Source organism: Streptomyces diversicolor, from assembly GCF_057537855.1.
In genome coordinates this window covers 13,496-36,354 of the sequence record NZ_BAAJXA010000003.1, presented here as the reverse complement: position 1 = coordinate 36,354, position 22,859 = coordinate 13,496, and the positions used below count along the sequence as shown (strand labels likewise).

The following is a 22,859-nucleotide window of genomic DNA, read 5'->3' as shown; positions in this document are numbered from 1 at the left end:
GTCAGCTCTTGGCTGCGGCGGCCTTGGGCTTGGTGGCCTTGGCGGCTGCCGGGGCGGGCGCCGTCTTCGCCGCGTCGCCCGGAGCGGCGGCGACCGCCACGGCCGGTTCGGCGGCGGGCTCCTCCGGCCGCACTCCGACGCCCAGCTTCTCCTTGATCTTCCTCTCGATCTCGTTGGCCAGGTCGGGGTTGTCCTTGAGGAAGTTGCGCGCGTTCTCCTTGCCCTGGCCGAGCTGGTCGCCCTCGTACGTGTACCAGGCGCCGGCCTTGCGGACGAAGCCGTGCTCCACGCCCATGTCGATCAGGCCGCCCTCGCGGCTGATGCCCTGGCCGTAGAGGATGTCGAACTCGGCCTGCTTGAAGGGCGGCGCGACCTTGTTCTTGACGACCTTGCAGCGGGTGCGGTTGCCGACCGCTTCCGTGCCGTCCTTCAGCGTCTCGATCCGGCGGATGTCGATGCGCACCGAGGCGTAGAACTTCAGGGCCCGGCCACCGGTCGTGGTCTCCGGGGAGCCGAACATGACGCCGATCTTCTCGCGGAGCTGGTTGATGAAGATGGCGGTGGTCTTGGACTGGTTGAGCGCGCTGGTGATCTTCCGCAGCGCCTGGCTCATCAGCCGGGCCTGCAGACCCACGTGGCTGTCGCCCATCTCGCCCTCGATCTCCGCGCGCGGGACGAGCGCGGCGACGGAGTCGATGACGATCAGGTCGAGCGCGCCCGACCGGACCAGCATGTCCACGATCTCCAGCGCCTGCTCGCCGTTGTCCGGCTGGGACAGGATCAGGTTGTCGATGTCGACGCCCAGTTTGCGCGCGTACTCGGGGTCGAGGGCGTGTTCCGCGTCCACGAACGCGACCTGGCCGCCCGCCTTCTGCGCGTTCGCCACGGCGTGCAGGGTCAGGGTCGTCTTGCCGGAGGACTCGGGTCCGTAGATCTCGACGACACGTCCGCGCGGCAGGCCGCCGACGCCGAGGGCCACGTCGAGCGCGGTCGACCCGGTCGGGATGACCTCGATGGGCTCCTTCGACCGCTCGCCCATGCGCATGACCGCGCCCTTGCCGAATTGCCGTTCAATCTGTGCGAGCGCGGCGTCGAGCGCCTTCTCGCGGTCGGTTCCTGCCATGGGTTCCACCCGGTTTGCTTGAGTCGATCGCTTCACGTCAAAGACGCTAACGCCTGCCACTGACAATGCGTCCCGACGCCGACCCGGCCTGTGGATAACTCCGGCACTTCTCCACCCGAACCGGGCCGAAACCCCCCGTCGAGAACCTCGCCTGGACCTCCATAAGAATGCATGTTCGATTTTCATGTCAAGCGCACCACACGGCACTTACGCTCGTCCAGCCACTGGTGTCCTGTGCCGTCGAAGCCTGATCGGCGAGCGGGCGGCGCCGGTACGTCCGTTCCGTCGGCCCAGGCGGGCTTCGCGGGCTGATGGCGAACCTGCGGTGGCTGTCGCGCTCCCGCAGACGACGGGGCCTGCGCCAGGACGTCGTCGACCGGCTGATGGAGAGCTTCAGTGAGCCGCGCCCGTTGCGGCCCGGCGCCACCGCTCCCGGCAGGGGCGGCGCCACCAGGCCGCTCCAAGGTCGATACCGCTGGACGAACGCCGGCGAAACTCGATGGCGGTCAGGCCCGGCTCTGCCTACGTTCGGCCGCATGGCTGACGAATGCTTCCGGCATCCACGACTCGCCGCGATCTACGATCCGCTCGACCCCGACCGCAGCGATCTCGATGCCTACCTCCGGATGGCGGAAGAGTTCGAGGCGCACCAAGTGCTGGACATCGGCTGCGGCACCGGCGTGTTCGCACTTCTCCTGGCCGACCGGGGGATCGAGGTCGTCGGCATCGATCCCGCCTCTGCGTCCATCGACGTCGCTCGGGCCAAACCGGGCAGCGAGCGAGTGCGATGGATCCGCGGTGACGCCACAGCCCTCCCGTCGCTGCGGGTCGACCTCGCGACGATGACGGCGAATGCCGCCCAGGCCATCGCTGATCCACCGACGTGGCAGAAGACGCTGCGGGGAGCCTACGAAGCACTCCGGCCCGGCGGGCGTCTCGTCTTCGAGACCCGCGATCCGGCCCGCCGCGGATGGGAAGAGTGGACCCGCGAGATCTCCTACCGCGTGACGGAGATCCCCGGCGTCGGCTCCGTCGAGACCTGGGTCCAGCTGATCCAGGTGAGCCGTCCTTTGGTGACCTTCCGCTGTACCTACGTGTTCGCCACGGACGGACAGGTGCTGACGTCGGATTCGACGCTGCGTTTCCGAGAACGGGAAGAGGTCGAGCGGGACTTGGTCACGCACGGCTACGTGGTGGAGGACGTTCGCGACGCGCCTGACCGACCAGGAAGAGAGTTCGCCTTCGTGGCACGACGTCCGTGACCGCCAGTGATCCACGCCGCTGAAACGATGCCGCTGTGCGGCCTTGCGGGGCGTGAAAGGCTCGGGGCATGGCTCACTCACCCATGCGGATCCATGCCCTCATCGTCGATGCCACCAACCCCGAGCGGCTTGCCGCGTTCTGGTCCGCTCTGCTGGGCAGGCCGGTCGTGGGCCGTACCGGACCGTATGTCTGGCTGCGGCGCGAGAACGGCCTGGGCCTGGGCTTCCAGCAGTCCGTGGAGCGCAAGGCGGGCAAGAACCGCATGCACGTCGACATCACCTCACCCGACCCGGCCGCCGAGCAGCAGCGGGTCGAGGCGCTGGGCGGGCGCAGGCTGGAGGAGTATGCCGACGGCGGGTTCCTGGTGATGGCCGACCCCGAGGGCAATGAGTTCTGCATCATCCCCGAGGGCCCCTTCGAGCTGGACGACGAGGGACGCGCGAACTACCTCGGCTGACCGGCGTTCCCGTGCTCAGCGTGTCATCGACCCGCCCTGAGGCCGGCCGGCTTCCCGGACCCGCCGTCGCCCTGAGACCGCCACGGGGGCGAACCGAACAGGCGACGGCAGCGCGGGAGCCGCGCCGCATCAGCGGACCACGTCGAAGACCTGCTTCTGCAGCCCGTTGGCGTAGACGTCGTGCTCGACCAGCTTCAGCTTCTGGGTGTCCTTGTCCGTGGTGCTGAACAGACGCTTGCCCGCACCCAGCAGCAGCGGGAAGACGAGCAGGTGGTAGCGGTCGATCAGGCCCGCGTCGGACAGGCCGTGGTTCAGGGATGCGCTGCCGTGGACGATGATCGGGCCGCCCTCGGTCTCCTTCAGGGCGGCGACCTCGTCGAGCGAGCGCAGGATCGTGGTCTCTCCCCAGTTCGAGACCAGGCCGTCCTCGGTGAGAGTGGTGGAGACGACGCACTTCGGCATCGTCTTGTAGTCCGCGAAGTCCTCCATGTCCGGCCAGACGGGGCTGAACGCCTCGTAGCTGACCCGGCCCATGAGGATCGCGGCGGCTTCCTCCTGCTCCCGCCCCTTGATCTCGTACGCCTCGGGGACGAACTCGATGTCCTTGAAGGTCCATCCGGCATTCCGGTAGCCGGACTCGCCGCCCGGGGCCTCGACGACGCCGTCGAGCGAGATGAAGGCGGTGCTGATCACAGTACGCATCGGGGCTTCCTTGCTGTCTTGTGTCCGGTGTTTCGATCACTGGGTGCGCACTCGTGGCGCCGGCGCGAGGAGAGCCGTCACGGTCCGGTTCAGCTCCACAGCGACGTCCAGCACGCCCCACAGTGGAACCGACAAGAAAAATTGTCAAGGAGATTTGAGTTGTCGGAGTCCTTGATAAAGCCGTCGCACCGCTGCTTCCCACGGCGTACGGCCGGTGTCTCCGGCTGGACGACGACCTCGGGCCACGCGCTCGGGAGTCTTGGCGCATGGATGATCCGCGCCCCGTCGAGCGTCTCTGCCACGCGATAGGTCTGCTTCTCGTTGTCTCCGGTGTCGTGCACCTGGCCGTGTTCGCCGTCGACGGCGGCCCCTGGTACGGCCCCGTCTCCTGGCGCAAACCCGTCACGTTCGGGCTCTCCTTCGGTGCGACGCTGATCGCGATCACCTGGGTCACCTCGTATCTGCGCATCGAGGCACGGTCGCGCGCCGTCCTGCTCACCGTGTTCGCCGCCGACTGCGTGGTGGAGGTCGGCGGCATCACCCTGCAGGCCTGGCGCCGGGTGCCCTCGCACCTCGACATGGAGACGCCCTTCGACACCGCGGTGTCCATGACGCTCGCGATCGGCGGCGGCGTCCTCGTGGTGCTGCTCACCGTGTTCGCGGTGGCCGCCTTCCGGCACCGGCCGGCCGGGCCGCCTGGCATGGCCCCGGCGGTGCGTGCGGGATTCGCCGTCCTGCTCGTGGCGCTCGCCTCGGGTGCCGCGATGATCGCGCGCGGTGTGGTGCTCACCCGCACCGGCCACCAGGAGGCCGCCTACCATTCGACGGCCCCGCTCAAGCCTCTGCACGGGGTGAGCCTGCACGCCGTGCTGGTGCTGCCGGCGCTGGCCTGGCTGCTGTCCCGCACGTCCTGGAGCGAACGGGCCCGGCGGCGCACCGTGGCCGTCGCGATCGGCTGCTATGGGGCCGCGGTCGCCGCAGCCGGGGCCTGGGCGGTCCTCACGTACTGAACGCGACGCGCACCGAACGCGGCGCCGCGCCCGACCCTCAGGCGGAGCCCTCCTCCTGGGCCTCCGGTTCGGCCGGTCCCGGCCGCCGCGTCCACTGCGTCCACGCGCGCGTGAGACGGCCGGGCCCGCTCGTGCCGCGCGCCCGGTGGCCCTGCACCCGGGGGTCGTCCGTGACGTCGTACCGCTTCACGTACGCGCCCAGGAACGCCTGCAGCGTGGCGACCGCGGGGATCGCGATGAGCGCGCCGACGGCGCCGAGCAGCGCGGTGCCCGCGATGACCGACCCGAAAGCGACCGCGGGGTGGATGTCGACGGTCTTCGCGGTGAGCTTGGGCTGCAACCCGTAGTTCTCGAACTGCTGGTAGATCACGACGAAGACCAGGACCCACACCGCGTACCAGGGGTCGACCGTGAACGCGATCAGCATGGGCAGCGCACCCGCGAGGTAGGTGCCGATGGTCGGGATGAACTGGGAGACCAGACCCACCCAGACGCCCAGGACGGGCGCGTAGGGCACGCCGAGGGCCTGGAGCAGGACGTAGTGCGCGATCCCGGAGACGAGCGCCATGAGCCCACGGGAGTACAGGTAGCCGCCCGTCTTGTCCACGGCGATCTCCCAGGCACGCAGCACCTCCGCCTGGCGTGCGGGAGGCAGCACCGAGCACAGGGCGCGACGCAGCCGCGGCCCGTCGGCGGCGAAGTAGAACGAGAACAGCCCGATCGTCAGCACCTGGAACAGGCCGCCGAGCACCTGGGCGGACACATCGAGCACCCCGGCGGCGCTGGTCTGCGCGTACTTGCGCAGCCAGTCGGAGTGCAGCAGCCCCTCCTGGACGTCGACCCGTCTGAGTTCGGTGTGGAACGTCTCATTGATCCAGTTGATGACCGAGTCGAGATAGTCGGGGAAGCCCTCGACCATCTTGACGATCTGGCCCGCCAGCATCGAGCCGAGCAGGGTGACGAACCCCGCCGTGACGATCACCAGGCCGAGGAAGACCAGGAAGGTGGCGAACCCGCGGCGCATGCCGCGCCCGGCCATCCAGCTCACCGCGGGCTCGATGGCGAGGGCCAGGAAGAACGCGATGAGGACGTTGATCAGCAGACCGGTCAGCTGGTGGAAGGCCCAGCTGCCCAGCTGGAACGTGGCGATGAGGGCGAGCGCGAGCACCATGGCGCGCGGCAGCCAGCGCGGCATGCGGGCGCCCGGCGCGGCGCGGTCGGCCGGAGGCCGGGCGGGCGGCGTCGTGCCGGGCGGGGATGCGTGCCGGGTCATCTGCCCGGTCTCGTCAGTGGGGGCCACGGTGCAAGTCTCGCCCACGCCACCGACAACCCGCTGGCCCCCTCCGGTCTTCGTGACCGATCAGCGCCTTTCCCCTGGTACGTCCATGACGGTGCAGACCACGCGCCACACGTCCTTGGCGTCCCAGCCCGCGTCCAGCGCCTGGTGCACCGTGCGTCCGCCCAGCTCCGCCATCACATGATCGCGCGCGAACGTGTCGGCGTATCCCGGACCGAAATGGTCCGCCATCCGCTGCCAGAAGACCGTCAACCGCATGAATCCAGTATCCCGCCCCTGAGGGTGGGCCCTGCCCGGGACCCCGTGCCGAGACCGCTTTCCGCCCTACGGTCTGTCGCATGGCCGAAACCGGAGCTTCCTCACTCCCCCCTGCGCCCACGGCGCACTCCCCGCTCTTCCGCGCCGAGCACTTCGTCTGGCTCACCGCGCGCGTGCTGGAGCAGCGCCTGTTCGCGTACCACTTCCTGAACGGCGGCCCCGATCCGGTGGAGACGGCACTGGACGCCTATCGCAACGAGGACGGCGGGTACGGCCACGCCCTGGAGCCCGATCTGCGCGGCCCGGTCAGCCAGCCACCGCACACCCGTCACGCGCTGGGTGTCCTGGACGCCATCGGACGCTGCGGCGGACAGCGGGTGGAACGCGTGTGCCGCTATCTGACGTCGGTGTCCACGGCGGACGGCGCCCTGCCTCCGGTCGGTCCCGGCCAGCGCGGCTACCCGACTGCCCCGTCCGTGCCGGTCGTCGACGGCCTGCCGAGCGACCTGCTCGCCACCGCTCCGGTGGTCGGCCTGCTGCACCGCAACGAGGTGTGGCACGCCTGGCTGTTCCGGGCCACGGACTTCTGCTGGCGGGCCGTGGAGTCGCTGGAGAGGCCGCACCCCCGTGAGATCACGGCGGCGGTGGCCTTCCTGGACGCCGTGCCCGACCGCCCGCGCGCGGAGGCGCTGGCCGACCGGCTGGGCCGCCTGGTGCGGGAGCAGCGGCTCGCGACGCTGGACGTGAACCGTGCGGCGGACCCGCCCGCCACGCCTCACCAGGCCCTCGCATCCGGCCCCGACCCGGCTGAGCACCACTTCCCGCACGACTTCGCCCGGACTCCGGACTCGCTGGCTCGCGCGTGGTTCACCGACGACGAGATGGCGCGCTCGCTGGACCTGCTCGCCGCGCTCCAGCAGGAGGACGGCGGCTGGCCGGCCCGTCACGCCGGGTGGGCCCCGGGCATCACCCTGGAGACCCGCCCCATGGTGACGATCGAGGCCCTGCGCACGCTGCGAGCACACGGCCGGCACGTGGGTTGACGCATGTGGGTCGACACAGACGTGAGCCCGCCACGCGCGGGCGCGTGGCCGGCGAGCAGGCGCCGGTCGGTTCGGGCCCGGCGTCAGCCGCCCATGGCGCGCACTCCCGCCGTCACCAGCACCGCCGCCGCGACGACGAGCAGGAACGGGGCGCGCAGCATCAGCGCCACGGCCGCCGCCGCGAGCCCGGCCGCCCGGGCGTCCAGCACGAGCGCGTGCCCGTCCGCGAACGTCTGCTGCGCCGTGAGGGCGGCGAGGAGGGCGACGGGCAGCAGGGCGGAGAGCCGTTTGACGAGCGGACGCTCCAGGGCGCCCGCGGGCACCAGCAGGCCGGCGAGCTTGACGGCGTAGCAGCCGAGGGCGGTGGCGCCGATGGCGATCCAGGTGTTCAACGTGCTTCCTCTGTCGTCCGGTCCGGTGTCGTGCCATCTGGTGCGGGCTGAGGGCGAGGGGTGCCGCCGCGGGTCCGTCCGCCGCGTCGGCCCTCCACGAACAGGGCGAGCGGCGCCGCGAGCGCGGCCACCAGCACCGGCACCCCGGCGGGCAGGACGGGCAGCAGACCGAGCCCCAGGACCACCGCGAGCCCCGCCACGGCTCGCTCGGTCACGGACTTCAGCATGGGCGCGAGCAGCGCGAGGAAGACGGCGGGTCCGGCCGCGTCGAGGCCCCACGCGTCGGTGTCCCCGATGGCGTCGGCGCCCAGGGCGCCGAGCAGCGTGGTGAGGTTCCACAGCACGTACAGGCTGATCCCGGTGACCAGGAAGCCGAGGCGGGCAGCGCGCCGGGTCGGCTGCGCCAGCGACACCGCGGTGGTCTCGTCGATCACCCACTGGGCCGCGAACGGCCGCACCACGCGGCCGAGGGCCAGCAACTGGGACAGGCGCAGCCCGTAGAACGCGTTGCGCACTCCCAGGAAGAAGGCCCCCGCCGCGGCCGTGACCGGGCCGCCGCCGGCCGCGAGCGCTCCCACGAGCGCGAACTGGGAGGCGCCGGTGAACACCAGGAGGCTGAGCGCGCAGGTCTGCGGCACGCTCAGTCCGCTGCCCGCCGAGGTCACCCCGAAGGCGAAGCCGGACAGTCCTACGGCGACTCCGACTCCGAGCGCGTCCCGGACGACGGCGGAGTCGGCTTTCCCTGGGTCTTCGGCGCGTATGTCTGCGAGCGCTGTCTGTTCTGGCACGCCTCGGACGGTACGAGCAGCCGCCGCCGCGGGTCTTGTACGTTCTTGCGCTCACGCTGGTACGCCCCTGGAGGCACGCCGACGATCCGGGCGAAGTGCCGGTTGAGGTGCGGCTGGTCGGTGAACCCGACGGTGACGGCAGCCTGGGCGGGTGTCGTGCCCGCGTCCAGCAGGCGCCGCGCCCGGCGCACCCGGGCGTCGGTGAGCCAGGCGTGCGGCGGCATGCCATAGGCGTCGCGGAACGCCCGCAGCAGGGCGAAGGGGCTGGTTCCGAGGTCGGCGGCGAGCCGTTCCAGGGTGGGCGGCTCGGTCATCCGTTCCTCCAGCACGGCCCGCGCGCGTGCCGCGATCCGGGCTCCCGCCGAGCGGACCTCGTGCCGGGGCACCGGCCCGCCGTTCAGCCGCAGCAGCCGGGTCACCGCCACCCGCAGCAGGGTGTCGGCGGCGAGCGCGTTGCCCTCGTCGGCGGCGCGCAGCACCTGGTGGACGAGGCCGACCGCGTACGGGTCGTCGAGGACGGGGCTGACGAAGCCGGGGGTGCCCCGGATCCCGGTGGTCTCGGCGGCTATCGCGGCGACCACGTCGGGCGACGGGTAGACGGCTCCGTACCGCCAGCCCTCGGGGCCGCCCGCCCGGCCGGTGTGCGCGGTGTCCGGGTTGACCAGCGCCAGCGCTCCGGCGCCGGCTACGACGTCCGACCCGCGGTGGTGGAAGACCTCGACGCCGTCGACGATGGCCGCGATCACGAAGTGCTCGTGGGTGTGCCGGAGGAAGGTCTTGCGGATGTAGCGGGCGCGCAGCAGGTCGACACCGGGCAGTTCCTCGTACTGCCAGTGCCGCGCCAGCTCGCCCGACCCCGCCATGCGGTCATTGTCGGTCACACCGCCGCCGCGACCCCGCCGCCGGTCCGGTCACGGTCCCCCGCTGACGCGGTCCCGACCGATGCGGTCCCGGCCCCCGCCGGTGCCGTCAGCGGCCCCTGCCGATTGGGTCCCGGTCCCTGCCGGTCCGGCCACGATCGCCGAACGGCACCCCGCACCCGGCGTAACCGCAACCGGCACCCGGCGTACCGGCACCGGCACCGGCGGCATTTGCGCAGGTCAGGGCGTTTGTCAGTGCTCGGGTGCAGGATGGACGCATGGTCAGCTCCGCACATCGAGCCCTCGACGGCTTCTCCCCCGCGACCCGCGGCTGGTTCACGGGGGCCTTCTCCGCGCCCACCGCGGCCCAGGCGGGCGCGTGGCAGGCCATCCGCGAGGGCTCCGACGTACTGGTGGTGGCCCCGACCGGGTCCGGCAAGACGCTGGCCGCGTTCCTCGCGGCCCTGGACCAGCTCGCCTCGACCCCGCCGCCCGCCGATCCGAAGAAACGCTGCCGTGTGCTGTACGTCTCACCGCTCAAGGCCCTCGCGGTCGACGTCGAGCGCAACCTGCGCAGCCCGCTGACCGGCATCCGACACGAGTCCCTGCGCCTGGGCCTGCCCGAGCCCGAGGTCAAGGTCGGCATCCGCTCCGGCGACACCCCGGCCGCCGAGCGCCGTGCCCTGTCCACGCGCCCGCCGGACATCCTGATCACCACCCCCGAGTCCCTGTTCCTGATGCTGACCTCGGCCACCCGCGACGCGCTGACCGGCGTCGAGACGGTGATCCTGGACGAGGTGCACGCGGTCGCGGGTACCAAGCGCGGCGCGCATCTCGCGCTCTCCCTGGAGCGGCTGGACGAGTTGCTGCCCAGGCCGGCCCGCCGCATCGGCCTGTCAGCGACCGTCCGCCCGGTCGACGAGGTGGCCCGCTACCTCTCGCCGCGGCGCAAGGTCGAGATCGTCCAGCCCGAGTCCGGCAAGGAGTTCGACCTCTCCGTCGTGGTCCCGGTGGAGGACCTGGGCGAGCTGGTCGGTTCCCCGGTCGCCGACGGCAACGAGGGCGCCGAGCGGCCGTCGATCTGGCCGCATGTGGAGGAGCGGATCACCGACCTGGTGCAGGCCCACCGGTCGACGATCGTGTTCGCGAACTCCCGGCGCCTCGCCGAGCGCCTGTGCAACCGGCTCAACGAGATCGCCTACGAGCGGGCGACCGGCGAGCCCCTGGAGGAGCACCACTCCCCCGCCCAGCTGATGGGCGGGTCGGGCGCGGCCCAGGGCGCGCCGCCGGTCATCGCCCGCGCCCACCACGGCTCGGTCTCCAAGGAGCAGCGTGCCCTGGTCGAGGAGGACCTGAAGGCGGGCCGGCTGCCCGCCGTGGTGGCCACCTCCAGCCTGGAGCTGGGCATCGACATGGGCGCGGTCGACCTCGTCGTCCAGGTGGAGTCCCCGCCTTCCGTCGCCTCCGGACTGCAGCGTGTCGGCCGTGCCGGTCACCAGGTGGGCGCCGTCTCCACCGGCGTCGTCTTCCCGAAGTACCGCGGGGACCTGGTGCAGGCCGCGGTCGTCACCGAGCGGATGCGCTCCGGCGCCATCGAGTCACTGAGGGTTCCCGCCAACCCGCTGGACGTGCTCGCCCAGCAGCTGGTCGCCATGACGGCGCTGGACACCTGGCAGGTCGACGACCTGCTGGCCACCGTGCGCCGTGCCGCGCCGTTCGCGTCGCTCCCGGAGTCGGCGTTCACGGCCGTCCTGGACATGCTCGCCGGCCGCTATCCGTCCGACGCCTTCGCCGAACTGCGTCCGCGCGTGGTGTGGGACCGGGTCGCCGGCACGGTCACCGGCCGCCCCGGCGCGCAGCGGCTCGCCGTCACCTCCGGGGGCACGATCCCCGACCGGGGACTCTTCGGCGTCTTCCTCGCCGGCGCGGACCCGAAGAAGGGCGGCGGCCGGGTCGGCGAACTCGACGAGGAGATGGTCTACGAGTCGCGGGTGGGAGACGTCTTCACGCTGGGCACGAGTTCCTGGCGCATCGAGGACATCACGCGCGACCGCGTGCTGGTCTCCCCGGCGCCCGGCGTGCCGGGAAGGCTGCCCTTCTGGAAGGGCGACCAGCTGGGCCGCCCGCTCGAACTGGGCCGCGCCGTGGGCGCGTTCCTGCGCGAGGTCGGCTCGCTCGCGAAGGACGACGCCCGGCTGCGGCTGCTCGCCGCGGGCCTCGACGCCTGGGCCGCGGACAACGTCCTGTCCTATCTGGACGAGCAGCGCGAGGCGTGCGGTCACGTACCCGACGACCGGACGATCGTGGTGGAGCGCTTCCGCGACGAGCTGGGCGACTGGCGTGTCGTCGTCCACTCCCCGTTCGGTGCGCAGGTGCACGCCCCGTGGGCACTTGCGCTCGGCGCCCGCCTGTCCGAGCGGTACGGCATGGACGCTCAGGTCATGCACGCCGACGACGGCATCGTGCTGCGCCTGCCCGACGCCGACCTGATGGGCCTGGATCTGCTCGACCAGGAGCCCATGAAGGCGTCCACGGCCTACGACGCCGAGCAGGCGCCGGTCGGCGCGGCGGACGTCGCCTTCGACAAGGGCGAGGTCGACCGGATCGTCACCGACCAGGTCGGCGGCTCGGCGCTGTTCGCCTCCCGCTTCCGCGAGTGCGCCGCCCGCGCGCTGCTGCTTCCACGCCGCAACCCCGGCCGCCGCACCCCGCTGTGGCAGCAGCGCCAGCGGGCCGCGCAACTGCTCCAGGTGGCGAGCGAGTTCGGCTCGTTCCCGATCGTCCTGGAGGCGGTCCGCGAATGTCTCCAGGACGTCTTCGACGTCCCCGGGCTCACCGAGCTGATGGGGGACATCGAGTCCCGCAGGGTGCGTCTGGTGGAGGTGACGACCCCCGAGCCGTCGCCGTTCGCGCGGTCCCTGCTGTTCGGCTACGTCGCCCAGTTCCTGTACGAGGGCGACTCCCCGCTGGCCGAGCGCCGTGCCGCCGCGCTGTCCCTGGACTCGCGGCTGCTGGCCGAGCTGCTGGGCCAGGCGGAGCTGCGCGAACTGCTCGACGCGGAGGTGCTGACCGAGCTGGAGCGGGAGCTCCAGTGGCTCACCGAGGACCGCCGGGTCAAGGACGTCGAGGGCGTGGCCGACGTGCTGCGGCTACTCGGACCGCTGACCGAGGCCGAACTGACCGAGCGTGGCGCCGAGCGGCGGTGGGCCGGGGAGCTGGCCGCCGCCCGCCGCGCCATCCGGGTGCGGATCGCAGGAGCGGACCACTGGGCGGCCGTCGAGGACGCGGGCCGCCTGCGCGACGCGCTCGGCACGGCGCTGCCGGTGGGGGTGCCCGAAGCCTTCACCGAGCCCGTCAAGGACCCGCTCGGCGACCTTCTCGCCCGGTACGCGCGCACCCACGGCCCGTTCACCTCGGCCACCGCTGCGGCCCGCTTCGGCCTGGGCGTGGCGGTCACGGAGGGGGCCCTCCAGCGGCTCGCGGCGGGCGGCCGGGTCGTCCAGGGCGAGTTCCACCCGGCGGGGATCGGCCAGGAGTGGTGCGACGCGGCCGTCCTGCGCAGGCTGCGCCGCCGTTCGCTGGCCGCGCTGCGGCACGAGGTGGAGCCGGTGCCGCCGCCCGCGCTGGCGCAGTTCCTGCCGCAGTGGCAGCACATCGGGAAGGGGCACGGCCTGCGCGGCACCGACGGACTGGTGCGCGCCGTCGAGCAGTTGCAGGGTGCCTCCGTCCCGGCGTCCGCCCTGGAGAAGCTGGTGCTGCCGTCGCGGGTGACGAACTACAGTGCGTCGATGCTCGACGAACTCACCTCGGCCGGTGAGATCGTCTGGGCGGGAGCGGGGGCGCTGCCCGGCAAGGACGGCTGGGTGTCGCTGTACCTGGCGGACGCGGCCCCGCTGCTCCTGCCACCGCCGCATCCGTTGGAGCCGACCGCGCTGCACCAGTCGGTGCTGGATGCCCTCTCCGGCGGCTACGGCCTGTTCTTCCGGCAGATCGCGGACCAGGTCCGCGCCACCACCCACCCGGACGTCACCGATCCCCAACTGGCCGACGCCCTCTGGGAGCTGGCCTGGTCCGGGCGGCTGACGAACGACACGCTCGCCCCGATGCGCTCGCTGCTGGGTTCGGGCCGTACGGCGGGCTCCACGGCCCACCGGGCCAGGCGCGCCGTCCCGCGCGGTCGCTACGGCTCGCTGACGGCCGCCGCCCGCCCCGTCTCCCGCGCCGGACCACCGACCGTGGCGGGCCGCTGGTCCCTGCTCCCGGAGCGCGAGCCGGACGGCACCGTGCGCGCCCATGCCCTGGCCCGCGCCCTGCTCGACCGGCACGGTGTGGTCACCCGGGGAGCGGTCGCCGCCGAGGGCGTGGAGGGCGGCTTCTCGGCCGTCTACCGGATCCTGTCGGCCTTCGAGGAGAGCGGACAGGCCCGGCGCGGCTATGTCGTCGAAGGGCTGGGCGCCGCGCAGTTCGCGATGGACGGGGCCGTCGACCGGCTGCGAGCGGTCGCCAACGCCCGCGAGCGGGGCGACGGCCTGCCGGCCCCCGGCGCCGCGAACGGCAGCCCTCACGGCTTCGCGGGGAACGGCGCCCCGGGATCCGCGGGGGACGGCATCCCCGGCTTCGGGCACGAGGGCTTCCAGGGCTTCGGCCCGCCCGACGACGACAGTCCGGCCACCGGATTCGAGCGGGCCTCCGGCGCGTTCGGCGGGCCGGGCGGCGCGGAAGGAACCGACGGGGCGGACGGGACCGACTGGGCCTCCCCGGAGGAAGACCTCTCCTGGCCGCCCGGCAACCGCACCGCACCGGGCGACTACGTCTCCCCCAAGGACCTCAGGGACCTCGCCTCCCCCGGGCACGGCGGCCCCCGAGGGGGCCCTGCCCTGCCGTACGGCGCCGGATACGGCGACCGCCGTACCCGTACGTCCGCCGCCGACACCCGGGCGGTCGTCCTCGCCGCGGCCGACCCGGCGAACGCCTATGGCTCGGCCCTGCCCTGGCCCGACCCGCCGACCGGGGCCGGGCACAAGCCGGGCCGCAAGGCGGGTTCGCTGGTGGTGCTGGTGGACGGCGAGCTGACGCTCTACATGGAGCGGGGCGGCAAGACCCTGCTGGCCTGGCCCGCCGCCGCCGACACCGAGCCCGCCGACGATCCCCGCCTCCCGGCCGCCGCGGACGCCCTGGCCGCCGCCGCCCGCGCGGGCGCCCTGGGCACGGTCACGGTGGAGCGCGTGAACGGCGCCTCGGCGCTCACCTCGCCCGTCGGCACTCTCCTGGAAGGAGCCGGTTTCGTGGCGACCCCGCGCGGCCTGCGCCTCAGAGCCTGACCAACGCCGCCGACCCACCGCGCGACCCGCGCCCAGGCAGGCAACCACCCGCCGCGTCCGGGTGCCGCCCGCCCCCGCCCCGGCCCGCCCTGCCGCCGCCGAGGTCGGGCGGCACACGGAACGGGAGCGGACCGTCGTACGCACCTACCCGGCTCCCGCCGAGCCGGCGGCACGCCCGGACCCGCCCACACCGCCCGGCACCGCTGCCACGTCTTACCGTGCCCCCGCGCCGGGGCCCTCGCCGGCTCGGCGTCAGCCGAATCGCGCCGGGCCGGATCACGCCCGGGCCGGATGGGGACGCCCCGGACCCCCCACCCGCTCCGACGTGACCGCCCCCGAGGAACCCGTCGCGGAACGCAACGGCACCGGCGCGGACCGGATCGCGCAGGCACGGCCCGCCCCACACCCACGGCAGGCGCACCGCACAAGCAGCACAGGCAGGCACGCCGCCCAAAGCCCACGTCAGGTGCGCGCACTCCGCGCACAGGCGGGTGCGTCGACGACCATCGGCCGTGCCACCCTGGACGCATGCCTGAAGGTGACACGGTCTGGCAGGCCGCGGGGCGGCTGCACGGCGCGCTCGCGGGCCGGGTGCTGACCCGCAGCGATCTGCGGGTGCCCAGGTACGCCACGGTCGACCTCACCGGGCGCACGGTGCTGGACGTCACGCCGCGCGGCAAACACCTGCTCACCCGTATCGAGGGCGGTCTCACGCTGCACACACACCTGCGCATGGACGGCGCGTGGAAGGTGTACGGCGACGGCGAGCGCTGGAGCGGCGGCCCGGCACACCAGATCCGCGTCATCCTGGGCGCCGGGGAGCACACCGCGGTGGGCTACCGCCTCCCGGTGCTGGAACTGCTGCGCACCACGGAGGAGTCCCGCGTCGTGGGCCATCTCGGCCCCGACCTGCTCGGCCCCGACTGGGATCCGGAAGCCGCCCTCGCCCATCTGCTCGCGGACCCCGCCCGGCCCCTCGGCGAGGCCCTGCTCGACCAGCGCAACCTGGCGGGAATCGGCAATGTCTACAAGAGCGAGCTGTGCTTCCTGCTCGGCGTCACCCCGTGGCTGCCGGTGGGCGCCCTGCCCGACGACCGCGCCGCACAGCTGCCCGCCCTCGCCAAGAGGCTCCTGGAGGCCAACCGCGACCGACCGGTCCGCACCACCACGGGCCGCCGCGGCCAGGACCTGTTCGTCTACGGCCGGGCGCCCCGCCCCTGCCTGCGCTGCCGCACCCAGATCCACGTGGCCGACCAGGGCGACGGCTCACGGGAGCGGCCCACGTACTGGTGCCCGCGCTGCCAGCGGGGCCCGGCCCCGGCACCGGGTTCCCCGCAGGCCCGCGGAAGCCGCTCCCGCGGCAACAATTGACGGCCCGTCAGAAACGCTCGTACGGTCACTTCATGACCGTCGACGCGTACGACCTCACCGGACGCACCGCATTCGTCACCGGCGCCGCGAGCGGCATCGGCCGTGCCTGCGCCGTGCTGCTCGCCGAGGCGGGCGCGACCGTGCACTGCGCCGACCGGGACGCGGCCGGACTGCGCGAGACGGCGGCCCGCGTCGAGGCCCGGGGCGGCGCCGCCCGCACCCATCGGCTGGACGTCACCGACCGGGCCGGGCTGCGGCAGGCCGTACGGTCCTGCGAGCGTCTGGACGTGCTGGCGGCGGTCGCCGGGATCATGCACAGCAGCCCGGTCCTGGAGACCACCGACGAGGACCTTGACCGAGTCCTGAACGTCAACTTCAAGGGCGTGCTCCACGCCTGCCAGGAGGCGGCGCGGCTGATGCTCGACCGTGGAGCGGGCGGCAGCATCGTCACCATGGCCTCGGGCGCCGTCGACACCGGCGGCCCGGGGCTGCTCTGCTACGGCGCGGCCAAGGCGGCCGTGGTGCAGCTCACGAAGACGCTGGCGAGCGAGGTCGGCCGGCACGGCATCCGGGTCAACGCGGTCGCCCCCGGCTGGATCCGCACCCCGATGACCGCCCGCCACGACGACGCGGCACAGGCCCACACGGAGGCCCTGATGAGCCGCATGTCGCCGCTGGGCCGGGGCGGCGAGGCGGAGGAGGTGGCGCACGCCGTGCTGTACCTGGCGTCCGACGCGTCCTCGTTCACGACGGGCCAGATCCTGCGTCCGAACGGGGGAGTCGCGATGCCCTGGTGACATCGCCGGCCCGCCAGGCGGCCACCCACCGCTCGGGCCCTACGGCGCCCGCGGCGCTCGCCTTCGGCATGCAGTGCACCGGCAGCAGGCTGAGCCCCCACCCGCCGGCCGCGACGGCGCCCTCCAGCGCCCCCACGTCCGCGCCCAGCACGATCCGCACGACGGCCCACGACCACGCCGCCCCGAACCCGAGACCTATCCCCCACCGCACTGCCCGCCGCACCATGGCCGTTCACCTCCAGCCGGACGCCAGAACGCCGCCTCACCCGCCGTGGAGGCGCATCGACGGCTCACCGATGCGGCACCGGGCCCTCCGGTCCGCACCCGGACGGCCTCCGGGCGGACGGGCCCCACCGAACGGGCCCGTCGCCCGTTCTCCGGCCAGAACGCCCAGAAAGTCCAGGAAGTCCAGACCATCCGGACCGTCCGGCTGGCACGTCCCGTGGTGAGGCCTCGGATCATCCATGGATCTGCACCAGAACGCCTTCCCGGGAGCGGGATTCGGGCTGCCTTCCGGTCGGCGCCGGAGATTCGCCGTCCTTCGTGTGAGTGTCCCCCGGCCGGGCCCGAGCCGCATCCAGGACGACCGTGTCCGCTCCTCGGCCCGCGCGTGCCCGCGCACCCTGCTGAGCGACCGAGCGGGCAAGGGCCGTTCAGCCGCCTACGGGGCGCCGCAGTGAGCGCTTCTGGAGCAGGCCGCCCAGGACGGCCAACGCGATGGTGACGGCGAACAGCGTGTTCAGCACGATCATCGAATGCCCTGCCACTTTGAAGGACATGCCGACCGCCAGGCTCGTGGCCAGCGACACCGCCCCATAGCCCCACAGGTCCGGCCGCACCACGTGGCCGCGCAGCCACGGCAGCAGCCACCCGGTGGCCAACGCCACGCAGCCGCAGGCGGCCAACAGGCCGATGGCCACCCCGGCCACGGCAAAAAACACGTCCATGCCCCACCCCTCTGCACCCGACGAACGCGAAGGGGCACGCTTCGGCGTCATGCCGGGCCGCGCCCCGTTCGGCGGCCCCACCGTACCGCGCCGCGCACCACCGGGACACAGAGCGCCGGGCCGCCGCTGTCCCCCGCACCGCCGCCCCGCCGCGCTCGAAGCCGAGGCCGCGCGAGCGGGGTCGAGGCGCGTCCGCGGACGGCCCGCTCAGCCGTTCTCCGCCTGGAACATCCAGTGGTGCTTCTCCAGGTCGGCTGTGATGCCGATGAGGATGTCCTGGGTCACCGGGTCGGGTTCCGCGGTCGCGGTCACCCGCTCCCGCATGCGTGTGATCACCGCGGCCAGCGCGTCCACGATCGTCCGCACCGCGTCGGCGTCCCTGACCCAGCCTTCGGGCGTCACGCCGATGCCGCTGCCGGTGGCCACCGTCGCCGCGCGCCCGTCGGGCGGGACACCCAGCGTGGCCGCCCGCTCGGCGACGGTGTCCGAGTGGGTGCGGGCGGTGGCGACGACGTCGTCGAGCTGGAGATGGACGGACCGGAAGCGAGGGCCGACGATGTTCCAGTGGAGCTGCTTGGCCACCAGTGAGAGGTCCAGCAGGTCGACGAGGGCTCCTTGCAGCACCTCGGCCACGGTCTTGAGGTCCGCGTCGTCGGACAGGGGGCTCTTGACGACGTACATCCACAGCCTCCGTTGGTTCACCCGGTCATGTGTCCCTCCACCATGACCGCCCTGCCCGGTACCGGCAAATGGGCGCAAAGTGAACTCCGCGGGCCCAGGCGCCCGGCCCCCGCGCGGCATGAAGGCCCAGGCGCCCCGCCTGCCCGCAGCACGAAGGCCCCGGCCGCGCCGCGCGGGGTTTCTCTCCCCGCGGCGGCCCCGGCCGGGGCCTTCCACGTGTCGCGTTACAGGGCCACGCGCGTGAGGGTCACGCGGCGACCACGTCCACCGCCTCCGCGGGGGCCTTGATGGTCACCCGTTCCGGTGGCACACCGGTCACCGAGACGGAACCCAGCATCGGACGAACCGGCGTGGGCACGGACTCGGTGGCCGCGGCGGACTGGGCCAGCTCGGCGAGGGCGAGTTCGTCGCTCACTTCCCGCATGAGTTCGGACATCCGTACGTCCAGCGCGTCGCAGATGGCGGAGAGCAGTTCGGAGGAAGCCTCCTTCTGCCCCCGCTCCACCTCGGAGAGATAGCCGAGCGAGACTCGGGCGGACGAGGAGACTTCGCGCAGAGTACGGCCCTGGCGTTGGCGCTGCCGACGCAGCACGTCACCAAGCAGGCGACGGAGCAGAATCATCGGTGGCTCCCTCCTCGGACCGCGTAGCCGCATCCTTCTCGCCCCACCGTACCGCCTCGCGCCGCGGCCGTGCGGGGAGCGATGTCGTGTTCACTCAGGGCTGCAAACATCAAAACCCCCCGTTCTGTTCCGTATCCTGTGCCCGCTCATTCCCGGTCTGTTCGCCCACAAGCTCCTTCAGGAGCAGTGCGAGTACGCTCCGTACACTCTCCATACGGATTTCCGCACGCCGACCGTTCAACCGCAGGGCCTCCACTTTTCCGCCACCGGCAGAACCGGACCCCGGTCCGCGGGGACCGTCGACGGCGACGAACACCGTGCCCACGGGCCGGCCGTCCTGCGGTTCGGGCCCGGCCACACCGGTCGTCGCGATGCCCCAGTCGGCGCCGAGTGCCGTGCGCACCCCGGCCGCCATCTGCGCCGCGACCTGCGGATCCACCGCTCCGTTGCGGTCCAGCAGGTCGGCGTCGACGTGCAGCAGCCGGTGTTTGAGGTCGGTGGCGTAGGCGGTGATCGAACCGCGGAAGGACTTCGAGGCCCCGGCGACTGCGGTGATCTCCGCCGCGACCAGACCGCCCGTCAGCGACTCCGCGACGGCGAGCGTCTCGCCCCTCACGGTCAGTAGCCGCACCACTTCGGCAGCCGCGGAACTCACGCTTCCGACTCCTCCAGCACCGCCGTCCGCTCGGCCATTCCCCGCCTGCGCAGCACAATGGCCTGTCTCACATAGTCGAGTCCGGTCACGACGGTCAGCACGACCGCCGCCGCCATCACCCAGAACCTCAGGGTGGCCAGCCAGCCCGTCAGCGCCAGCACATACATCCCCACGGCCACGCCCTGGGTGAGCGTCTTGAGCTTGCCGCCGCGGCTCGCGGGAATGACGCCGTACCGGATGACGAGGAAACGCAGCAGGGTGATGCCCAGTTCCCGGCCCAGGATGACGACCGTCACCCACCAGGGCAGGTCGCCGAGGGCCGAGAGACAGATCAGCGCCGCCCCCATGATCGCTTTGTCGGCGATGGGGTCGGCGATCTTCCCGAAGTCGGTGACCAGGTCGTAGGTGCGTGCGAGGTGGCCGTCGAACAGGTCGGTGATCATGGCGATGGCGAAGGCGGCCCAGGCGAACGAGCGCCACGCCGGGTCATAGCCGCCGTCGGCCAGCATGAGGGCCACAAAACCGGGGACGAGGAGCAGCCGGAGCATCGTCAGCAGATTGGCGACGTTCCAGACGCTGGCCTGGTTGACGGCCGCCGCGGCCAGCTTCCCGCCGCGCGCGGTCCGCGTCGCCCCCTGCGCGCCGGGGACGGCCGCGCCCGCCGGTCCTTCGGCGGCGGAGCCCGGGGCCCCCTGCGCGCCGGAGGAGCCGCCCGCGGCGGATGCCGGGACTCCCGTCATCTGCCCGCCTCCTCACTACACGCGAGCGAGCCCTCAAGCGGCTCGGCCACCAGGTCGACACCTTCCGTACCGACCACCTTCGCCTCGACCATACGACCGACGCCCAGGCCCGCGCCGCTCGTGAGCAGCACCTGGCCGTCCGTCTCCGGTGCCTGGTGCGCGCCGCGGCCGTACACCCCGTCCTCGGTGTCGTCGCCGGCGCCGTGGGCGTCCTGTCCGACGGACTCCACCAGCACGTGCACGGTTTCGCCCACGCGCTCCTCGGCCCGCTGCGAGACCAGTTCCTCGGCCAGCCGGGACACCTGCGCCAGCCGCTCGGCCACCACGTCCTCGTCGAGCTTGTCGTCGTACGTCGCCGCCTCCGTGCCCTCCTCGTCGGAGTAGCCGAAGACGCCGATGGCGTCCAGCCGGGCGTGGTTCAGGAAGCGTTCGAGTTCGGCGAGGTCGGCCTCCGTCTCGCCGGGGAAGCCGACGATGAAGTTGGAGCGCACGCCGGCCTGCGGGGCCTTGGACCGGATGGTGTCGAGCAGTTCCAGGAAGCGGTCGGTGTCGCCGAAGCGGCGCATCGCGCGCAGCACGCCGGGCGCGGAGTGCTGGAAGGACAGGTCGAAGTAGGGGGCGACCTTCGGCGTGGAGGTCAGCACGTCGATCAGTCCGGGGCGCATCTCGGCCGGCTGGAGGTAGCTGACCCGCACCCGCTCGATGCCGTCGACCTCGGCCAGCTCGGGCAGCAGCGACTCCAGGAGGCGGATGTCGCCCAGGTCCTTGCCGTAGGAGGTGTTGTTCTCGGAGACCAGCATGATCTCCTTGACGCCCTGCTCGGCCAGCCATCGCGTCTCGTTCAGCACGTCGCTCGGGCGGCGCGAGATGAAGGAGCCGCGGAAGGAGGGGATGGCGCAGAAGGAGCAGCGCCGGTCGCAGCCGGAGGCGAGCTTGACCGAGGCGACCGGGGATCCGTCCAGGCGGCGGCGCAGGGGCGCACGCGGTCCCGACGCCGGGGCGACGCCCTCGGGGAGGTCCGCCGGCGCATGCCCCGGCAGGGCGACCGAGGCGGCCGACTCCTGGCGCTCGGCGGGGCTGATCGGCAGCAGCCTGCGCCGGTCGCGCGGGGTGTGCGCGGCGTGGATACCGCCGCTCAGGATCGTCTGCAGACGGTCGGAGATGTTCGCGTAGTCGTCAAAACCGAGTACGCCGTCGGCCTCGGGGAGGGCGTCCGCCAGTTCCTTGCCGTACCGCTCGGCCATGCAGCCCACCGCCACGACGGCCTGCGTTCTGCCCTGCCCTTTGAGGTCGTTGGCCTCCAGGAGCGCGTCGACGGAGTCCTTCTTGGCGGCCTCGACGAAGCCACAGGTGTTGACCACGGCGACATCGGCGTCCGTGGCGTCCTCGACGAGTTGCCAGCCGTCCGCCTCCAAGCGGCCTGCGAGCTCCTCCGAGTCCACCTCGTTACGGGCGCAGCCGAGTGTGACGAGTGCGACGGTACGGCGTTCAGGCATGCGCTCAAGACTACTTCGTCTCACTGACAGCCCCTGTCGACGGGGTTGGCGATCATGACCGACCCCGTCGACGGATACATCCCCGGGCTCCGCCTAGCCGACCTCGGGGTCGCCCTTGGTGTAGGTGAGGCGTTCCACGGCTCCGGGCTTGAAGTCGTCCTGGATCTTCTTGCCGTTGACGTAGAGCTGGATCGCCCCGGCGTCGCCGAGGATGAGGTTGATCTCCGAGCTGTCCTGGAAGGTCTTGGAATCGCCCTTCTCCAGGAGCCCGTCGAACAGCATCCGGCCGTTGTGGTCCTTGGCCGAGATCCAGCTGCGTCCGTCGGCGGCGCTCACCTGGACGGTCACCTTGTCCTGCGGGGCGGCCGCGATGGCGCTGTCGGACGGCGCGGGCGTCTGGCCGGCGGGCACGGTGTCGGTCGGCTTGGGCGTGGCCGGCTTGCTGGTCGTGGGTGTGGCGCCCTCGGCGACCTGCGCCTTGGCGTCGTTCCCGCTGTCGCCGCCCTTGAACGCGGTGAAGCCGACGAAGCCGATCACGGCGACGATCGCGGCGACCATGGCCGCCGTCCAGTTGGGTCCGCGCCGCTCGGGTCGGATGCGTTCCGCCTCGAACAGCGGGGCGGCCGGCGTGGGCGCGGGCCGACCGCCGTGCTCGGTGTCGTACTGCGCGAGGAGCGGGGCGGGATCGAGGCGGACGGCCTTGGCCAGGGTCCGGATGTGCCCGCGGGCGTACACGTCTCCGCCGCACGGGGCGAAGTCGTCCGCTTCGATGGCGTGCACGATGGCGATGCGGACGCGAGTGGCGCTGCTGACGTCGTCGACGGTCAGCCCGGCCGCGATGCGCGCCTGCTGGAGGGCGCGGCCGACGGAGACCCGGGATTCCTCGGACACGTCTGGGAACGGACGCTCGTCTTCAGGGGAGTTGCCGATGGACACGGGGGCGCCTTTCGAGCGTGTAGCCACCTGTGCTGGAAGTTCAGTCTAGGGGGGGTGCAAAAGGGTGGGGCAACCGGGCGGTACGACTTTGTACGCCATC

The 22,859-nt window shown here is 72.6% G+C and carries 21 protein-coding genes; 7 read left to right on the top strand and 14 right to left on the bottom strand.

Features of this window, described 5'->3' with window-relative positions; genetic code table 11:
- Nucleotide 1 precedes the first annotated feature (1 nt).
- Nucleotides 2-1,123: a recombinase RecA gene (recA, locus tag AC27LF_RS03925; RefSeq protein WP_404032312.1), complete on the bottom strand. Its 1,122-nt coding sequence runs from the start codon at nt 1,121-1,123 to the stop codon at nt 2-4.
- A 536-nt stretch (nt 1,124-1,659) separates the two neighbouring features.
- Between recA and AC27LF_RS03920 the strand changes: the two genes are divergently transcribed.
- Nucleotides 1,660-2,385, top strand: coding sequence for a class I SAM-dependent methyltransferase (locus tag AC27LF_RS03920; protein ID WP_479657838.1), 726 nt, complete (start codon nt 1,660-1,662; stop codon nt 2,383-2,385).
- A gap of 68 nt (nt 2,386-2,453) precedes the next feature.
- Entirely contained in the window at nt 2,454-2,843 is a 390-nt protein-coding gene (locus AC27LF_RS03915) for a VOC family protein (RefSeq protein WP_479657839.1), read from the top strand.
- Nucleotides 2,844-2,972: 129 nt separating this feature from the next.
- Here the strand turns inward: AC27LF_RS03915 and AC27LF_RS03910 are convergent, their stop codons facing one another.
- The gene (locus AC27LF_RS03910) at nt 2,973-3,545 is read right to left on the bottom strand and encodes a dihydrofolate reductase family protein (protein WP_479657840.1); all 573 of its coding nucleotides are present in this window, start codon (nt 3,543-3,545) and stop codon (nt 2,973-2,975) included.
- A gap of 266 nt (nt 3,546-3,811) precedes the next feature.
- Here AC27LF_RS03910 and AC27LF_RS03905 point away from each other — a divergent pair, with 266 nt between their 5' ends.
- Nucleotides 3,812-4,555, top strand: coding sequence for a hypothetical protein (locus AC27LF_RS03905; protein WP_479657841.1), 744 nt, complete (start codon nt 3,812-3,814; stop codon nt 4,553-4,555).
- 37 nt (nt 4,556-4,592) lie between these two features.
- Here AC27LF_RS03905 and AC27LF_RS03900 read toward each other — a convergent pair whose 3' ends face one another.
- Both AC27LF_RS03900 and AC27LF_RS03895 read right to left on the bottom strand, forming a co-directional pair.
- Nucleotides 4,593-5,855, bottom strand: coding sequence for an AI-2E family transporter (locus tag AC27LF_RS03900; RefSeq protein WP_479657842.1), 1,263 nt, complete (start codon nt 5,853-5,855; stop codon nt 4,593-4,595).
- A 60-nt stretch (nt 5,856-5,915) separates the two neighbouring features.
- A complete protein-coding gene (locus AC27LF_RS03895; RefSeq protein WP_404032330.1) occupies nt 5,916-6,110 on the bottom strand; it encodes a DUF3046 domain-containing protein in 195 nt (64 codons plus the stop codon).
- A gap of 80 nt (nt 6,111-6,190) precedes the next feature.
- Between AC27LF_RS03895 and AC27LF_RS03890 the strand changes: the two genes are divergently transcribed.
- On the top strand, nt 6,191-7,153 hold the full coding sequence (locus AC27LF_RS03890) for a hypothetical protein (protein ID WP_479657843.1): 963 nt from the start codon (nt 6,191-6,193) through the stop codon (nt 7,151-7,153).
- 83 nt (nt 7,154-7,236) lie between these two features.
- Here the strand turns inward: AC27LF_RS03890 and AC27LF_RS03885 are convergent, their stop codons facing one another.
- Genes AC27LF_RS03885 through AC27LF_RS03875 form a run of 3 tightly spaced genes read right to left on the bottom strand, consistent with a single transcriptional unit; the run spans nt 7,237 to nt 9,196 of the window.
- Nucleotides 7,237-7,545, bottom strand: a complete 309-nt coding sequence (locus AC27LF_RS03885; RefSeq protein ID WP_479657844.1) for an AzlD domain-containing protein — start codon at nt 7,543-7,545, stop codon at nt 7,237-7,239.
- On the bottom strand, nt 7,542-8,333 hold the full coding sequence (locus AC27LF_RS03880) for an AzlC family ABC transporter permease (protein ID WP_479657845.1): 792 nt from the start codon (nt 8,331-8,333) through the stop codon (nt 7,542-7,544). The genes AC27LF_RS03885 and AC27LF_RS03880 overlap by 4 nt, the downstream gene beginning before the upstream one ends.
- Nucleotides 8,234-9,196, bottom strand: coding sequence for an AraC family transcriptional regulator (locus AC27LF_RS03875; RefSeq protein ID WP_479657846.1), 963 nt, complete (start codon nt 9,194-9,196; stop codon nt 8,234-8,236). Before AC27LF_RS03875 ends, AC27LF_RS03880 begins: the two co-directional genes overlap by 100 nt.
- A gap of 275 nt (nt 9,197-9,471) precedes the next feature.
- Between AC27LF_RS03875 and AC27LF_RS03870 the strand changes: the two genes are divergently transcribed.
- From AC27LF_RS03870 to AC27LF_RS03860, 3 genes are all read left to right on the top strand, one after another.
- The gene (locus tag AC27LF_RS03870) at nt 9,472-14,514 is read left to right on the top strand and encodes an ATP-dependent helicase (RefSeq protein WP_479657847.1); all 5,043 of its coding nucleotides are present in this window, start codon (nt 9,472-9,474) and stop codon (nt 14,512-14,514) included.
- Nucleotides 14,515-15,042: 528 nt separating this feature from the next.
- Nucleotides 15,043-15,885: a DNA-formamidopyrimidine glycosylase family protein gene (locus tag AC27LF_RS03865; RefSeq protein ID WP_479657848.1), complete on the top strand. Its 843-nt coding sequence runs from the start codon at nt 15,043-15,045 to the stop codon at nt 15,883-15,885.
- A gap of 32 nt (nt 15,886-15,917) precedes the next feature.
- Nucleotides 15,918-16,682 carry an SDR family NAD(P)-dependent oxidoreductase gene (locus AC27LF_RS03860; RefSeq protein ID WP_479657849.1) on the top strand — a complete coding sequence of 255 codons (765 nt, stop codon included), beginning with the start codon at nt 15,918-15,920 and terminating at the stop codon, nt 16,680-16,682.
- A 653-nt stretch (nt 16,683-17,335) separates the two neighbouring features.
- On the opposite strand, the gene AC27LF_RS03855 is transcribed toward AC27LF_RS03860, so the two are convergent.
- The 7 genes from AC27LF_RS03855 to AC27LF_RS03825 all read right to left on the bottom strand — a co-directional run bounded on the left by AC27LF_RS03855 (nt 17,336) and on the right by AC27LF_RS03825 (nt 22,759).
- Nucleotides 17,336-17,629, bottom strand: coding sequence for a hypothetical protein (locus AC27LF_RS03855; protein ID WP_479657850.1), 294 nt, complete (start codon nt 17,627-17,629; stop codon nt 17,336-17,338).
- A gap of 207 nt (nt 17,630-17,836) precedes the next feature.
- Nucleotides 17,837-18,310, bottom strand: coding sequence for a Dps family protein (locus tag AC27LF_RS03850; RefSeq protein WP_479657851.1), 474 nt, complete (start codon nt 18,308-18,310; stop codon nt 17,837-17,839).
- 247 nt (nt 18,311-18,557) lie between these two features.
- Nucleotides 18,558-18,932 (bottom strand): helix-turn-helix domain-containing protein, encoded by a 375-nt coding sequence (locus tag AC27LF_RS03845; RefSeq protein ID WP_019981938.1) that lies wholly within the window; start codon nt 18,930-18,932, stop codon nt 18,558-18,560.
- A gap of 109 nt (nt 18,933-19,041) precedes the next feature.
- Nucleotides 19,042-19,587, bottom strand: a complete 546-nt coding sequence (locus tag AC27LF_RS03840) for a CinA family protein (RefSeq protein ID WP_479657852.1) — start codon at nt 19,585-19,587, stop codon at nt 19,042-19,044.
- The gene (gene pgsA, locus AC27LF_RS03835) at nt 19,584-20,327 is read right to left on the bottom strand and encodes a CDP-diacylglycerol--glycerol-3-phosphate 3-phosphatidyltransferase (protein ID WP_479657853.1); all 744 of its coding nucleotides are present in this window, start codon (nt 20,325-20,327) and stop codon (nt 19,584-19,586) included. Before pgsA ends, AC27LF_RS03840 begins: the two co-directional genes overlap by 4 nt.
- Nucleotides 20,324-21,823, bottom strand: coding sequence for a 30S ribosomal protein S12 methylthiotransferase RimO (rimO, locus tag AC27LF_RS03830; protein WP_479657854.1), 1,500 nt, complete (start codon nt 21,821-21,823; stop codon nt 20,324-20,326). The genes pgsA and rimO overlap by 4 nt, the downstream gene beginning before the upstream one ends.
- Before the next feature lie 93 nt (nt 21,824-21,916).
- Nucleotides 21,917-22,759 (bottom strand): helix-turn-helix domain-containing protein, encoded by an 843-nt coding sequence (locus AC27LF_RS03825; protein ID WP_479657855.1) that lies wholly within the window; start codon nt 22,757-22,759, stop codon nt 21,917-21,919.
- Nucleotides 22,760-22,859 lie beyond the last annotated feature (100 nt).

Excerpts from the sequence above, each read along its gene's own strand:
- AC27LF_RS03860 (WP_479657849.1), top strand. The coding sequence starts at position 15,918 with ATGACCGTCGACGCGTACGACCTCACCGGACGCACCGCATTCGTCACC.
- AC27LF_RS03875 (WP_479657846.1), bottom strand. The coding sequence starts at position 9,196 with ATGGCGGGGTCGGGCGAGCTGGCGCGGCACTGGCAGTACGAGGAACTG.
- pgsA (WP_479657853.1), bottom strand. The coding sequence starts at position 20,327 with ATGACGGGAGTCCCGGCATCCGCCGCGGGCGGCTCCTCCGGCGCGCAG.
- AC27LF_RS03890 (WP_479657843.1), top strand. The coding sequence starts at position 6,191 with ATGGCCGAAACCGGAGCTTCCTCACTCCCCCCTGCGCCCACGGCGCAC.
- AC27LF_RS03870 (WP_479657847.1), top strand. The coding sequence starts at position 9,472 with ATGGTCAGCTCCGCACATCGAGCCCTCGACGGCTTCTCCCCCGCGACC.
- AC27LF_RS03855 (WP_479657850.1), bottom strand. The coding sequence starts at position 17,629 with ATGGACGTGTTTTTTGCCGTGGCCGGGGTGGCCATCGGCCTGTTGGCC.
- AC27LF_RS03915 (WP_479657839.1), top strand. The coding sequence starts at position 2,454 with ATGGCTCACTCACCCATGCGGATCCATGCCCTCATCGTCGATGCCACC.
- AC27LF_RS03845 (WP_019981938.1), bottom strand. The coding sequence starts at position 18,932 with ATGATTCTGCTCCGTCGCCTGCTTGGTGACGTGCTGCGTCGGCAGCGC.
- rimO (WP_479657854.1), bottom strand. The coding sequence starts at position 21,823 with ATGCCTGAACGCCGTACCGTCGCACTCGTCACACTCGGCTGCGCCCGT.
- AC27LF_RS03910 (WP_479657840.1), bottom strand. The coding sequence starts at position 3,545 with ATGCGTACTGTGATCAGCACCGCCTTCATCTCGCTCGACGGCGTCGTC.
- AC27LF_RS03850 (WP_479657851.1), bottom strand. The coding sequence starts at position 18,310 with ATGTACGTCGTCAAGAGCCCCCTGTCCGACGACGCGGACCTCAAGACC.
- AC27LF_RS03905 (WP_479657841.1), top strand. The coding sequence starts at position 3,812 with ATGGATGATCCGCGCCCCGTCGAGCGTCTCTGCCACGCGATAGGTCTG.
- AC27LF_RS03920 (WP_479657838.1), top strand. The coding sequence starts at position 1,660 with ATGGCTGACGAATGCTTCCGGCATCCACGACTCGCCGCGATCTACGAT.
- AC27LF_RS03895 (WP_404032330.1), bottom strand. The coding sequence starts at position 6,110 with ATGCGGTTGACGGTCTTCTGGCAGCGGATGGCGGACCATTTCGGTCCG.
- AC27LF_RS03865 (WP_479657848.1), top strand. The coding sequence starts at position 15,043 with ATGCCTGAAGGTGACACGGTCTGGCAGGCCGCGGGGCGGCTGCACGGC.
- recA (WP_404032312.1), bottom strand. The coding sequence starts at position 1,123 with ATGGCAGGAACCGACCGCGAGAAGGCGCTCGACGCCGCGCTCGCACAG.